This window comes from Bacillus sp. UNC322MFChir4.1 (assembly GCF_000746135.1).
In the GTDB taxonomy this organism is placed as follows: domain Bacteria; phylum Bacillota; class Bacilli; order Bacillales; family Bacillaceae_G; genus Bacillus_A.
On record NZ_JQKQ01000013.1, the window covers coordinates 13,672 to 27,626 of the forward strand.

14 protein-coding genes are annotated in these 13,955 nt (G+C 34.4%); 12 read left to right on the plus strand and 2 right to left on the minus strand.

From position 1 onward, the window contains the following. Positions 1-790: 790 nt before the first annotated feature. Complete coding sequence (locus BR72_RS06415; RefSeq protein WP_081904804.1) at positions 791-1,714, plus strand: serine hydrolase domain-containing protein; 924 nt, start codon at positions 791-793, stop codon at positions 1,712-1,714. 183 nt (positions 1,715-1,897) lie between these two features. On the opposite strand, the gene BR72_RS06420 is transcribed toward BR72_RS06415, so the two are convergent. Next, entirely contained in the window at positions 1,898-2,233 is a 336-nt protein-coding gene (locus BR72_RS06420) for a YqzG/YhdC family protein (protein ID WP_035431136.1), read from the minus strand. A 292-nt stretch (positions 2,234-2,525) separates the two neighbouring features. Between BR72_RS06420 and sleB the strand changes: the two genes are divergently transcribed. The 9 genes from sleB to BR72_RS06465 all read left to right on the plus strand — a co-directional run bounded on the left by sleB (position 2,526) and on the right by BR72_RS06465 (position 11,477). Beyond that, positions 2,526-3,293 carry a spore cortex-lytic enzyme gene (sleB, locus tag BR72_RS06425; RefSeq protein WP_035431139.1) on the plus strand — a complete coding sequence of 256 codons (768 nt, stop codon included), beginning with the start codon at positions 2,526-2,528 and terminating at the stop codon, positions 3,291-3,293. An 18-nt stretch (positions 3,294-3,311) separates the two neighbouring features. Beyond that, complete coding sequence (gene ypeB, locus BR72_RS06430; protein ID WP_035431142.1) at positions 3,312-4,652, plus strand: germination protein YpeB; 1,341 nt, start codon at positions 3,312-3,314, stop codon at positions 4,650-4,652. 18 nt (positions 4,653-4,670) lie between these two features. Further along, a complete protein-coding gene (locus BR72_RS06435; protein WP_035431144.1) occupies positions 4,671-5,276 on the plus strand; it encodes a YhcN/YlaJ family sporulation lipoprotein in 606 nt (201 codons plus the stop codon). A gap of 628 nt (positions 5,277-5,904) precedes the next feature. Next, positions 5,905-6,396, plus strand: coding sequence for a GNAT family N-acetyltransferase (locus tag BR72_RS06440; protein WP_420482271.1), 492 nt, complete (start codon positions 5,905-5,907; stop codon positions 6,394-6,396). A gap of 25 nt (positions 6,397-6,421) precedes the next feature. Continuing rightward, positions 6,422-7,444: a homoserine dehydrogenase gene (locus tag BR72_RS06445; RefSeq protein WP_035431147.1), complete on the plus strand. Its 1,023-nt coding sequence runs from the start codon at positions 6,422-6,424 to the stop codon at positions 7,442-7,444. Positions 7,445-7,659: 215 nt separating this feature from the next. Further along, positions 7,660-8,418, plus strand: a complete 759-nt coding sequence (locus BR72_RS06450; protein WP_035431151.1) for a DUF3959 family protein — start codon at positions 7,660-7,662, stop codon at positions 8,416-8,418. Between the two features lie 210 nt (positions 8,419-8,628). Further along, positions 8,629-9,765, plus strand: a complete 1,137-nt coding sequence (locus BR72_RS06455; RefSeq protein WP_035431154.1) for a hypothetical protein — start codon at positions 8,629-8,631, stop codon at positions 9,763-9,765. Between the two features lie 220 nt (positions 9,766-9,985). Continuing rightward, the gene (locus tag BR72_RS06460) at positions 9,986-10,441 is read left to right on the plus strand and encodes a DUF6155 family protein (protein WP_231559677.1); all 456 of its coding nucleotides are present in this window, start codon (positions 9,986-9,988) and stop codon (positions 10,439-10,441) included. Positions 10,442-10,580: 139 nt separating this feature from the next. Continuing rightward, entirely contained in the window at positions 10,581-11,477 is an 897-nt protein-coding gene (locus BR72_RS06465; RefSeq protein ID WP_051957240.1) for a DUF1835 domain-containing protein, read from the plus strand. Positions 11,478-11,660: 183 nt separating this feature from the next. Here BR72_RS06465 and BR72_RS06470 read toward each other — a convergent pair whose 3' ends face one another. After that, positions 11,661-12,503 (minus strand): CPBP family glutamic-type intramembrane protease, encoded by an 843-nt coding sequence (locus BR72_RS06470; protein WP_035431157.1) that lies wholly within the window; start codon positions 12,501-12,503, stop codon positions 11,661-11,663. A 178-nt stretch (positions 12,504-12,681) separates the two neighbouring features. On the opposite strand from BR72_RS06470, the gene BR72_RS06475 reads away from it, so the two are divergent. Continuing rightward, the gene (locus tag BR72_RS06475; protein WP_035431159.1) at positions 12,682-13,476 is read left to right on the plus strand and encodes a DUF817 domain-containing protein; all 795 of its coding nucleotides are present in this window, start codon (positions 12,682-12,684) and stop codon (positions 13,474-13,476) included. A gap of 20 nt (positions 13,477-13,496) precedes the next feature. After that, positions 13,497-13,850 (plus strand): hypothetical protein, encoded by a 354-nt coding sequence (locus tag BR72_RS06480; RefSeq protein WP_035431162.1) that lies wholly within the window; start codon positions 13,497-13,499, stop codon positions 13,848-13,850. The last annotated feature ends 105 nt before the right edge of the window (positions 13,851-13,955 follow it).

Below are 13,955 nucleotides of genomic sequence, written 5' to 3' on the forward strand. Positions count from 1 at the left end.
TTAAAAAAAGTTTCTACAATATTTTTTAGTAAATAATGGCTTGTGTTGGTCTTAATAGCCGGACAAGATTATTTCACTTTTTTTCGGTACTCTGCATCTAGACGGTAAATCCGTTGACCACGGCAAGACTTTATCAATTTCTTCTTTATTGTTTAAGTTTTTCCGTTTGTATTTATAAGAGCCATTGCCTTTGTAATTAATACCTACTTATTAAAAGGAAAAGAAAATAAGAGAAACGGCACGTTTAATACAGGATTACTACGTAGTTTTTGGTTCAATACAATAATGTGGTTTGTGTGGAACCTTTTTGCGTTAGATATAAATCCTGAAGGGTCTTTAGTGGAGTGGTTAATTGAATTAATAGGATTATATTTTATCAACCCGTTGTGTATATTAGGATATGTGGTTCTTGTCATGATGTGGATATGGAGATTAGGGAAAAAACTACAAAAGAGTTGGACAGCTCGAAAGAAAAAAAGAAAATTAATTTGGATAAGATATGATAAGTGTATAAGAAAATAATCCAATATGTTACTGAATAATAAAGTTGTTGAAAAGTAATAAATTCATTTAGGGATAGCACTACATCACTATCAAGCTAAAAAGAATGGGTTAGCCCAATACAATAAAAACGAGCAAAATGCACAAGTTTTTCGTTCTGGGGAGTATTATGGGATGTTAGCTTGATGGGCATGCGTCAGGACCCCTAAAAAGAGTAGAAAAAATCTACTCTTTTTTTGTTTCTCATATTAAATTTCGTTATAATAAGTCAAATTAGCGCTAAGTAGTAATGGAGGAGTTTCTATTGAACTTGTCAGAATTAGAACATACATTGAAAAAGAAAAAGGTAAATGCTTTTCTCGTTTATCAACAAGGTGAAATCGTTACAGAATATTATAAAACAGAGAAATGTGCACAAAGTGTATATAAAATGAATTCCATAACGAAAAGTATTATCTCTATTCTAATTGGCATTGCAATTGAAAAAGGATATATCCATAGTATTCATACACCCATTGTAGAGTGGATTCCAAATATGCCAAAAGAAAAGCAATTACTAACAATGTATCATTTATTAACGATGACAACGGGAGAAGAGTGGAACGAGTTCGGTGACGGTGTTATTTTTCCAAATGATTTTGTAGAGTCAAAAAACTGGATTGACTATATTCTTAATAAACCGATCATTGAACAACCAGGAACAAAAATGAATTATAATTCTGGTTCTTCTCATATATTAAGTTACATTTTGCAATTAGCGACAGAGATGACAACAGTAGCGTTTGCCGAGAAATATTTATTTGAACCATTACACATTACGAACTATGAATGGCAACAAGATCCACAAGGCATTTTTGTGGGTGGTTTTGGCATGAAAATGAAACCTAAAGATATGCTGAAAATCGGTCTATTATGTCTACAAAACGGTTATTGGAATGGACAGCAACTCGTGTCTTCAAATTGGATCGAACAATCGCATCAAAAACAATTTACTACCTATAAACATATTGGAGCATACGGATTTCACTGGTGGGTATTAGATAGAGATATATTCAACGTGCCATATCATACATATTTCGCGATGGGATATGGAGGACAATATATTTTAATCGTACCTCAATTAGAACTCACCGCAGTTATTACTAGTCAGATGCCGAAACGAGGTTTAGTACCACTCAAATTGTTTGTGAAACATTTGCAAGAGATGCACTAAAAAGATAGGTTTTGTTCTGTAAAAAAACAAAACCGTTTACTGGAATTGTATTACATATGATATTAAAGCCAGGATTTACGTATTTACACACTATCCAAAGCATCAGTAATGGAATTGAATTCATTTTATTTTTGTTGATTCACCTTGAAAAATGCTTCTTCTTTATGTGCGGCAAGTTGGTATTTATCTAGGGGTTTCTTTAAAAGAAATATTGATGAATTTCTCTGTTTTCGTTTCAAACTCTACATCAACAAATACCCCAAACTCTTTTCCGCTCTTGTCACGTAACCATAGCTTAAATTTTTCCACTGATATATTTTCTGTTTTCGGTCTTCTTCCAATATGAAGATAGTCAATAATATCAACTTGTGGGTATTTTTCTTTCGTCATTTGCACCGCGATTTTTCCCCATTTCGCATATGGAGGCTGCGCATGAACAGAAGCAAAAGGGGTATATATAAACAAAACTATTGCGGCAAGGCTGATACATATAAATAAACGAGTATATAAACGTGTCATAATAAGCTCCTTTATCGCATTTTTTATCCCGCATTAACGGGCAGTAATACTCTCACCCCAAAATTTAGCAAAGGCAACGAAGTTAGGTGGGGATAAACTGCCCGTAAAAGCCCGATTGGTTCAACTAATAATCAGTGGGGAAGCCCCCCCTCACTGATTAAAGTTTCACTTTATAGTGTTTACACTTAGGCATATTCATATGAATGTGCCTTTTTTTGTCTTCATTACATAAAACCGCAAGATTTACAAAAAATAACCTTGAATTCATCGTCATATTCAAGGAGGTTGAACTATGCAGCGTAAGACTTTCTTCAAAGTACCACTTCTACTTATTACAGTGGCGGCTACTTTGTTGGTAAGTAGTGTTCATGAGAAAGAGGTAAAGGCTTTTTCAAATCAAGTTATCCAAAAAGGAGCTTCTGGAGAAGATGTAATCGAACTACAATCAAGACTCAAACACATTGGGTTTTACAATGGGAAAGTAGATGGTGTCTTTGGGTGGGGTACATATTGGGCGCTTCGGAATTTTCAACAAAAATTCGGATTAAAGGTTGATGGACTTGCTGGTACAGCTACAAAACAGAAGCTCGTTAAAGCTACCAAATACGAAAAGCAACAAAGTAACACAGCGAACAACCAAGGTAATAAACCATCACAAAATAATAAACCAGCACCAAATAAAGGCACAAACGTTCCAAATGGATACTCGCAAAACGACATTAAAATCTTGGCAAATGCTGTATATGGTGAATCGCGAGGTGAACCTTATATCGGACAAGTTGCTGTTGCAGCTGTTATTTTAAATCGTGTTAGCAGTTCAAATTTTCCGAACACAGTTGCAGGAGTAATTTATGAGCCGCGTGCCTTTACTGCTGTTGCAGACGGCCAGATCAATTTAACACCAAATGAAACAGCAAAAAAAGCCGTGCTTGATGCAATTAACGGATGGGATCCATCTGGAGGAGCATTGTATTACTTTAATCCTGATACAGCAACTAGTAAATGGATTTGGGGCCGCCCGCAAATTAAGAAAATTGGAAGACACATTTTTTGTCACTAGTTAGGAGGTGGATGAGATATGTTTAGAGGTTTATTAATTGTTTTATTAACAATCGGAGTTGTAGGAACAGGATATTGGGGATATAAAGAGCACCAAGAAAAAAATGCGGTATTAATACACGCTGAAAATAACTACCAGCGAGCTTTCCATGATTTAGCCTATCAAGTCGATATATTACATGACAAAATCGGAACAACATTAGCAATGAATTCAAGAACATCATTATCACCTGCATTAGCGGATGTGTGGCGCATCACATCTCAAGCACATTCTGATATTGGGCAATTACCACTAACGTTACTCCCGTTCAATAAAACAGAAGAATTTCTATCAAATATCGGAGAATTTAGTTACCGTACAGCTATACGTGATTTAGAAAAAGAACCATTGAATGACGGGGAATATAAAACACTCCAGCAACTATATAGTAATGCTGCGAATATTCAAGATGAACTGCGTAAAGTGCAGCATCTAGCCTTAAAAAACAATTTACGTTGGATGGATGTTGAACTGGCACTTGCTTCTAATAAAAATCCAGCCGATAACACGATTATTGATGGATTTAAAACAGTAGAAAAAAACAGTAATGCTTATTCACAAAGCCCTTTTGGACCAACGTTTACAAGTTTGCAGACAGAAAAAAAGGGTGAAATGCACATATCTGGTCCAAATATTTCAAAAGAACAAGCATTAAATATTGCTAAATCTTTCCTTAGCTTAAAGGGGGATGAAACGATTTCTGCAGAAAAAAGCGGAAAAGGAGCAAAAGAAAAATTTTATAGCATTACAGTAAAAGACCATAAGACAAATAGTGAAACGAATATGGACATTACTGAAAAAGGCGGTTTTCCAATTTGGGTTATGAACAACCGTGAAGTAAAAGAACAAAAGATTAGCTTAAATGAAGCAGGAGAAAAGGGACTTTCCTTTTTAAAACAAAATAAATTCAAAAATATGGAGTTATATGAAAGCTCCCAATACGATTCTATTGGCGTTTTCACATTCGTCACGAATCAGGGCAACGTGCGTATATATCCAGAATCCATTCAAATGAAAATTGCGCTTGATGACGGTTCGATTGTTGGCTTCTCTGCCAGAGACTATTTAGCATCTCGTAAAGATATAAAAATTCCAAAACCAACATTATCGGTTTCGGATGCACGGAAGAAAATTAATCCTAATTTAAAAGTTATGGAAGAGCGTGAAGCGATCGTTGTAAATGACTTGCATAAAGAGGTACTATGTTATGAATTTTTAGGAACACTTGGGAAAGACACTTATCAAATCTTTATTAATGCCAATAGTGGTATCGAAGAAAAAGTGAAAAAACTACAAAGTGTAGAACAAATTTTTGACTAACGAATAGGAGTGACACCTTTGAGGAAAACCTTATGTTTTTGTATCTGTTTACTTCTATTAGCAAGTTGCAGTACAAAAAAGAATGATAATACAGCGAATCCAAAACCAACTTCAAATACAAATCAAAATACAACAAGAAACGTAACATATAAAGAAAATACACGTAAAACAGATGAAACAAAAGCTGATCATCTTGCAAGCATTGCTTCAAACATACCTGGTGTAAGAGATGCAACAGCTGTTGTCCTTGGTAAATATTCCATTGTTGGAATTGATGTAGGTGCTAAGTTAGACCGTACGAGAGTAGAAACAATTAAATACTCCGTTGCCGAGAGCTTAAAACACGATCCACAAGGTTCTAATGCAGTTGTAGTTGCTGATTTAGATACGTACGAACGTTTAAAACAAATTGGAAAACGGATTAAAGAAGGAAAAGCTGGCGAAGGCATTCTCGATGAACTTGCGGCTATCGTAGGACGAGCGATGCCCCAAGTGCCAAATGATTTATTAGAAAACAAACAGACCAATCCAGTTAAAGAAAACAATCAACAATTACCAAAAGACGAACAAAATGAATTAAAACAAGAACAAGTTGACCAATCGAATCAACATTTAAAACGATAAAACAAAATCTCCCTTTGGATTTGAGTATCTAGAGGGGGATTTTTTTGAGAATAATCAAGATATTTGATTTGAAAGTTCGATGAAATGAACTGATGAGTGGAAAATGTTTTGTTAAAAATTAAAAATATGAAGAGGTCATGAATGTAAAAATGAAGTTATAGTAGATGTTATAGATAGGTAATCTAATGTTTTTTCATTGAGAAAAAATTTTGGGTTTATGGAAAAACAGACAAGTTAGGAAAAATAATTAAAAAGATATGGGATTAATAATATAAGAATGACACCTACAACAGTCACGGATATAATTTTTATCAAATCCCTTTTTACTTTTTTATCCAAGAAAAGCACCTCCTGAATCATTTATTGTTACTTTAGGATAATTAAAGATCTGTTGTAATAAATGCTAACATAATTTTCTGGTAATTCCCATCGGTAATATTCATTTTAGTAGTTGAAAAAACTTGTTTATATAGATTTGGAAAAGGAAATTCGGTAACGATTATAAAAGTGTTAATTTTATTTTTACTAATACATATATTTAAGACTGAAAATTTCATTTATTCCTAAAAATAGTGTATGATTTTGTATGAAAGGAAACATACGTTTTATAACTGGGGGAATAAATGTAATGAAAATGAATCAATCTATTCAACTCGTTCCATATACAGAGAAATATAAAGCAGCTTTACAAACCTATACGTTACCTGAAGAACAAGTGCAATTTACTGCACATCCAATGGAACTTTTAGACATAGTAAAGCAGGATCCAACCCGAAATCCAATTGTTATTTTAGCTGATGAAAAGCCAGTAGGTATTTTTTCATTGCAATCAGGAAGTCGTGTGCAAGAATATACAACTAAAGAAAACTCTTTGTTACTCACTTCATTTTCGATCAATTACACTGAACAAGGAAACGGATACGCAAAACGAGCGTTGCAACTGTTACCAAATTATGTAGAGTCATACTTTCCGAATATAGAAGAAATCGTTTTGGCAGTCAATGAAAGAAATATTCCAGCGCAAAAATTATATATAAAAGTTGGATTTGAAGACAGAGGACAACGCCGCATAGGAAAAATTGGACCGCAGCTGGTTTTAAATTTACCTTTAAAAAATTAACATGCAAGAGTTAGCGGAGGATATTATGCAAATCAAATTAATACTGGCCGGTTATGGCACCGTTGGAAAAGAATTTGTAAAACTAATTCATGAAAAATCGTCATTTATTCAAAAAGAATTTGGATTAGAGTTAAACCTTGTTGGAATTATTGGACGCGATTTGAAGGTATATCATCCAGAGGGGCTTTACATTGATAGTTTACTTAAACAAGGCGAAGGGTCAGCAGCTTTACATAGATATATCGAACAACATCCGGTTCATAACGAAAACATGATGGGGCATGTTTTTATCGAGTCTACACCAACCAATCTTCAAAATGGAGAGCCTGGAAAAGAATATATATTAGAGGCAATAAAAAAAGGAATGGATATTGTCTCTATTTCCAAAGGAGCACTTGTTACATCGTTTAAAGAAATAGATAAAGCAGCTCGAGCTGCAAATGTACGCATTCGTTATAGCGGTGCAACAGCCGCTGCACTACCTACACTAGATATTGGTCAGTTTAGCCTAGCGGGATGCAAAATTGAGCGTGTTGAAGGCATCTTAAATGGGACAACAAATTACATTTTAACAAAAATGTATGAAGACAACACTTCATATGAAGAAGCATTGCAACAAGCGCAGCAAAAAGGAATCGCTGAAACAAATCTTGTATTAGATGTAAGCGGAATGGATAGCGCATGTAAATTATTATTGCTATCGAATAGTTTATTACATACAGAATATACACTGGAAGATATAAGTATGAAAGGAATAGAAAACGTATCAAAACAAGATATCCAGAAAGCAAAAGAACAGGGGAAGCAAATCAAACTACTAGCAAGAGCTTACATGGACGATGACGGTAAAGTTCAGCTAGAAGTACAACCATCTGCAGTAGACTCGAACCACTCACTCGCAAGTGTGACCGGAACCGAAAAAGGAATTACTTTTTATACAGACACGATGGGATCGGTCACTTCCATTGGCGGAGCTTCCAATCCAAGAGGAGCGGCAGCCGCAGCTTTAAAAGATGTGATCAATCTATATCGAAAAGACAAGATATAATCTTACATACAATGATGAAACAAATCCCGCTTATTTATAAAAAGCGGGATTTGTCATACTCTCATATAAAAGTAGTAATCTATTGTCAATTATCGTTATGTTTTTTTATTTACTTTTTGGTATAAGTAGGATTAAGATATTTTTTAAGTATGTATACAAAACAAAAAAATACTATTATGCTATAGAAGTTAGAAAGCAGAAAGGAATTGAGAATTGTGAAAAAACTTGATGTACTGTTAATGGTGCTCAGCATCCTGTTCCCAGTTACAGGTATAATGAAACAAATGCCGCTACAATTATCATTATATATAGGCGGGTTATTGTTTTTAACTAGTTTTGGGAGTTATCATGCAAAACGAATGCATTCACGAATATGTAGCTGGATAGCTTATGCAGCATTTATCACACTCTTGCTGGCAATTTGGAATCAATACATAACAGTCGATTCTTTAATAGCAAACGCAAAAATTGCTGCATGTATTGCTGTAATCCCGTTTTTATTCCGATTCCGTACATATGCCATTACGCTAGGATTACTCGCATTATGGGGCGCAATGCTTTGGGATATAAAACAAATTCAATCACTAGCAGTTCTTCAGCGATTGATGAACCTACTCACGTCAGAACGTTTGTATTTAGTTATTTTAGTGGCAGGTTTCTTACTCGGCGGATTGCTTGCAAACGCACTGCATCGTGATAATAGTAAGCAAGAAAAAACAAGCACATTTAAACAAAAAAAGAATCGAATGAGACCTACATTTAAAATTCGCATTCCAAGTTTACCAAGATTAAAATTTAAAATGCTTAAGTTCGGTAAAAAATCTTCTAAACAGCGAGACACTCGCACGTATGAACGAAATCATCAAGAAACAGCACCAACTTACAGTGCAACGCCAACAGAGCAACATAATGATGTTGGAACAGCGCAAGGACAAACGAGAATGGAACGAAGAAGAAATCGTTACAATGCATAGAGAATGTTCTTGTATAACTATAAAAACCCGTAATGTCTGGATTTTAGGGCATTGCGGGTTTTTTCGCTGTATAATAAACCTATTAAATATCAAAAATTTGAATAAGAAATAATTTATAAGTACGTTTTTTGTTTAAAATTAGCCGTTGTTCAATCGGAGGGAATATTTTATAGTTATATATATAGAAAAAATTAACAACGGGAGGGCGTCATGAAAGATAATTATGTACTCTCCTTTTTACAACCGCAGTATCCAGATCTAGCCGAGATTGCATATACCATAGAAAAGAGCGTATACGATGATCCACATGGAGCACTTGTTAAAGCTCATCAATTTGGAGAAGCTGTTGCAAAAGAGATTTGGGATAAAGAAAATTTACAAAGTGTATATGAGATAAAGCATGTAGAACGCATACATAAGTTATTTCGTGAAGGAATTATCGATAAAACATTCCTTGGTTATTTTGATTTAATCCGTTCCATCGGCAATAAGGCTGCTCATGATGCCCAATACGGAAGTATGGTAGATTCAATCCGAGTGTATCGAATTGTTTTTAAAATCGCAGTTTGGTTTATAGAGTCATATGGCGATGTAAACTTTCAAGCTCCAGACTATCAAGCTCCAGAGATGCCGCAACAGACATCAGAGATTTATAACGATGAATTAACAGAATTATTAAGTAAAACAGTGGAAAAAGCTATTGAAACATCCATTCAAACAACGATACAAGAAGTATTTGGAATGATGCAGCAGCAAGAAATGCTTAATGTCGTTCTCAAAAATCAAGAAGAAACAAAAGTTGTTACTTCAAATGAAGAGAAAACAGAACCGGTACTTGATACAACTTTTGATTTAATTCCATACCTTCAAAAGCACAATTTAGATGTAATTGACAAACGTGAATTTGGAGGTACAGTATGGGTGCTTGGCGGCTGGGAATTAAATGCAATTTTATTCCCATTAAAAGAGAAGGAAATATTCTTTCGTTATACGGCAAAAGGAAACCAGGTAACGGAAGGAAAAGCAGCTTGGTTTTTATTTGGTTCATACGTAATAAATGGAAAATCAAAAACGAAAACAAACAAGAAAAATGAAATAACATCCAAACAAGATGTACAGCAAGAGCAGGCAGGAACAACGCAATTTGATCTTATGACATATCTGAAAAAACAAAATATTGAAGTGATAGATAAGCGCGATCGCGGCGGAGCATTATGGATCATCGGCGATTGGGAGCTTAACGAAATTTTATTCCCTCTAAAAGAATATAAAATTTATTTTCGCTATGTGGCGAAAGGAAATCGGACGACAAAGCATAAACCGGCTTGGTTTTTGATGGGGAAATAATGTAAAAAAGCGTACGTCTTTACGATTAGATGTACGCTTTTTTATGTAAACGATAGTATACCTATTTTGTATATTTTTAAGCAGTAATAAATTCTTTTTAGTTAGATCTTTAATTTCATTGATTTCAAATCGTTTTTTTACAATCCAAGGGGCTTTCTTTTTAATATAAGAAGAGGATTTTTTTGCTTACTAGATAATATAAACAAAGGAGTGGTCACTTTTGCAAAAAATAAAAATCCCGACGCTAAAAAAAGAATTAAAAGAATATAACCAGACAGAATTAATTACGCTAATTGTTGATTTATTTAAGATGAATAAAGAAGTACAACAATATTTATCCAGCAGATTTTTAGGTGATGAAGTGAACGAAGAGTTACATAAACAATTGCGAAAGAAAATTGAAAATGAATTTTTCCCAGAGCGTAGTTTACCAAAATTAAGACTAGCTGATTTAGAAAAAATGATTCTCAGCTTTCAAAAAACAACAGAAGATCCAATTAGAACGATTGATTTAATGCTGTATTATGTAGAAATGGGTGTAGATTTTACAAGATCTTATGGAGACATAGGTGAAAAATTTTATAATAAAATTTTATCTATGTTTGCAAAATTAGTAGATTTATGTGAAGAAGATGAGGCTATAGACCCTATGCTGAGAGATTATCAGACCTTTTAAGTAATAGTGTGGAAATCGCTTGGGGATTTCCTGAAGAATTAAGTGAGTTATATTATTGTATCCCTTGGTTAGAAGAGGAAGAATAATGTAAAGGTGCTACCAAGCATGCCAAATAAAAAACATTCATAGAGGAGAAACGATGCAAAAAAAACTAATCGATCCATACATACAAAAAACTGATATCACGAAAAGCAACCATGTTCATATCATTTTTGGTCAGTCTGCAGCAGGATCGCTAAAACACGCTTTAAAAAAAGAAAAAATTCAAGAAGAACATGTATTGTGCTTTTCAGATACGCTTTCTGTTGGACCTCTATTTCATTTAGATGAAGAAGCAGGGCAAGTAGCGCGTCAACAATGGCTTCAGGAGAACATGCCAATAGAAGGTTACAATTACGAGGAATATTTGCCAGAAATGAAAGCCACTTTAGAAAAATTACAAGCAATCCCATCTCGCGTTCCGATTACAATTTGGACAGGAAATAATGCGCACGAACATGTGGGGCTTACTTTTGTTTTATATTTGTTAAAAGATACGACTCATAATGTATATGTTATAAATACAGCTGACGGATTTGATAAGTTGTTCCGCGAACCAAACATAGATTACACTGTGCGCCATACTGGAGAAATTGCACCTGAGAAGTTACTAGCAATACGCGGGGCATACAAAGAGACATCTCTTCTAACAAAAGAAGAGCGACAAGCACTTGAAAATGAATGGAAAACATTAAGAGAAGAGCACACCGTTTTACGTATTTGGGAGAATAATCGTGTTGTTTCTGTTTCAGAAGATTATATCGATAATTTTATTATACAATGTGCTAGAAATTTAGAAACTGATGGATTTACAGATCAATTCTATAAATCTGCTCGATTGGTCGGAGAAGTTTTAGGACATTTTGAACAATATGTAGGAGATTCTTTTATCGAATATCGCTTGAAAATATTGATACAAACAGGGATTTTTCATATGACAGGATCTTTACGTGCTATGAGATTTTATAGCGTACGATTAGCACAGCCAGAAAGATGATAGAGAACAAAAGGGGATGCATATAACAACATCTCCTTTTGTTCTTTTTATATAAATACGCGTCAAATATTCCCCATCTACAATTTGTAAATAACCCATGAGATAATCTCCTTACATACTACATGGGAAGGTTTTTTATGAAAAACCACCTATTAAAGAAAGAAATCGCTGTTTCATAACCGTCTATGAGAAAATATTGAGATCTTTTTTGATTCTGACTGATCTAAGAATCAGACCTATTCCCAAAAATAAAACTGTCGCAACTACTCCGCTTGCAGGGTTCAACCAAATATCGCCATTCTTAGTAAGTGTGATAGCTCCACTAATTGTCATCAAAAGGGTTGGAACCGCATCTTCAGCTGCATGCATTAATACACATGGCCACACTGAATTTGTGAGTCTGTAAATCTCAACATACATAACAGCCCATGCAACCATAAGCACGCACCCTGATAATATCGTACCCGTTCTAGAAAGGGATGTAAAGTATTCCTCTGGCAAAAACACTAAATAATATGCGGTATGCCATAAAGCCCAAATAATACCGGAAACAAGGTATATCAGCCAATCATTTAACTTAAGTTCTATAAGTTTAGGAGTTAAATAACCTCGCCATGAAAACTCTTCAAAAATATTTTTAATAAAATTACCTAAAAAAGAAACAAGTATCACAGAAATAGGCAACGAGGATTCAAAGTTAGAAACTTGAATAACTCCAAATAACCAAGCGATTAAAAGGGTTATGATGGTAACTATTGGATAGATAAGCAAGCCAACAGCATACCATTTTATATTACCTATTAGATTTAGTCTAATCCCAGAATTCTTCCAATCACGACCCGTTATCCGAAGCAAGAATGCCGTTAAAAACGGAAGAACTAACCATAATCCCATTCCTAAAGAACTACCTTTGGGTTGATCTTTAAGAAGCGAATCAAGTAATACGCCAAGCCAACCACTTATCAATGTTATTATAATGAAGCAAATCAATCGCGGTCTTAATCGATTCTTGCTCGTTTCAGTCATCCATAACGTCTCCTTATAAGTCTTTTATATTTGGCAACTATTAAACATAAGATTACTTATATAAAAAGTAATATAAAGCTTTAATTTTCTAAACCTTCATAAAAACAAATAGGTTATAATGAATAAACGCTACGATTACCAAATCAAACGATTGATGCACATTTTGAGGAGAATAACAATGGTATATTTACGACAATTAATTTATTTTGGCTATCAACAAGCTCTTTCCTGCATTTTTCCTGTATTCATCTTTTTGACACTTGCTCTTTCGAAGGTGATCCATATTCCAGGTCTATACCGCTATGATTTCATCTTGCTTGTCTGCCTTTTTATTCAATATGGCATGTATAAAGCTGGACTTGAAACAAAAGATGAGCTCAAAGTGATTACGGTTTTCCACCTTATTGGACTGGCATTAGAAATATATAAAGTACATCAAGGTTCTTGGGCTTATCCTGAGCAGGCGTGGACAAAAGTGATGGGTGTCCCGCTTTATAGCGGCTTCATGTACGCGAGTGTTGCGAGTTATATATGTCAGGCATGGCGCAGGTTTCACCTGCAAGTTCAAGGGTGGCCAAATGCGATATGGACGATGCTACTTGGAGCAATGATTTATTTTAACTTTTTCACACATCACTTTATGTATGATTTCCGCTGGGTTCTAACGGCTTTATTATTTGTGGTTTTTTTTCGTACTTATGTACATTTCTCTTTGCAAGAGGTTACATATAAAATGCCGCTTGTTCTTTCATTTTTCTTGATTGGTTTTTTCATTTGGATTGCAGAAAATATCGCCACTTTCTTTGGAGCGTGGCAATATCCTAATCAACATGGAACGTGGAAACTCGTTCACATTGGAAAAATTAGTTCATGGTTTTTACTCGTTGTCATTAGCATAATGATTGTGGCACAACTAAAACAAATTAAAATTAAAAAAAGCAAAAATTCCTCTAAAAGTATGTCTTCATCCTAAATAAAAGCGGGTGATTCGTCTTGAAAAGAAGAAGAGTAATAGCCTTTTTTACATGTATTGTAATAATTACTTTTGTAATAGGGATTGCTGCATATAATAAAATAAGTCATGAAAATGATTTAGATTGTAGAGCGAGTGCTATTCAAATCAAAGCTGTTGCGGTAGATCATACGGATAAGCCGCTATCTGGTGTAAAAGTGTATGAGGGTTCAATTGCTAATAACGAACGCGCTGTCACAAATTCACAAGGAGAGTTTCAATTTTACTCGGGTGTTTGCGGCAAGATTACTTTACAATTTATTACTCCCGATGGAGATACATACACAAAAACATACAACAGGGAAGCCGTTCCTAACATCATAAAGTTAGAGTAGTAAGTCATATAGTTCAACAAAAAAGAGATGTACATTTATACATTTCTTTTTTTGTTTCAATATAAAAGGCAATATTCAGGCGGGATTTTCTCAACTTTTATAAAA

Excerpts from the sequence above, each read along its gene's own strand:
- BR72_RS06415 (WP_081904804.1), top strand. The coding sequence starts at position 791 with ATGGAGGAGTTTCTATTGAACTTGTCAGAATTAGAACATACATTGAAA.
- BR72_RS06420 (WP_035431136.1), bottom strand. The coding sequence starts at position 2,233 with ATGACACGTTTATATACTCGTTTATTTATATGTATCAGCCTTGCCGCA.
- sleB (WP_035431139.1), top strand. The coding sequence starts at position 2,526 with ATGCAGCGTAAGACTTTCTTCAAAGTACCACTTCTACTTATTACAGTG.
- ypeB (WP_035431142.1), top strand. The coding sequence starts at position 3,312 with ATGTTTAGAGGTTTATTAATTGTTTTATTAACAATCGGAGTTGTAGGA.
- BR72_RS06440 (WP_420482271.1), top strand. The coding sequence starts at position 5,905 with ATGAAAATGAATCAATCTATTCAACTCGTTCCATATACAGAGAAATAT.
- BR72_RS06445 (WP_035431147.1), top strand. The coding sequence starts at position 6,422 with ATGCAAATCAAATTAATACTGGCCGGTTATGGCACCGTTGGAAAAGAA.
- BR72_RS06455 (WP_035431154.1), top strand. The coding sequence starts at position 8,629 with ATGAAAGATAATTATGTACTCTCCTTTTTACAACCGCAGTATCCAGAT.
- BR72_RS06465 (WP_051957240.1), top strand. The coding sequence starts at position 10,581 with ATGCAAAAAAAACTAATCGATCCATACATACAAAAAACTGATATCACG.
- BR72_RS06470 (WP_035431157.1), bottom strand. The coding sequence starts at position 12,503 with ATGACTGAAACGAGCAAGAATCGATTAAGACCGCGATTGATTTGCTTC.
- BR72_RS06475 (WP_035431159.1), top strand. The coding sequence starts at position 12,682 with ATGGTATATTTACGACAATTAATTTATTTTGGCTATCAACAAGCTCTT.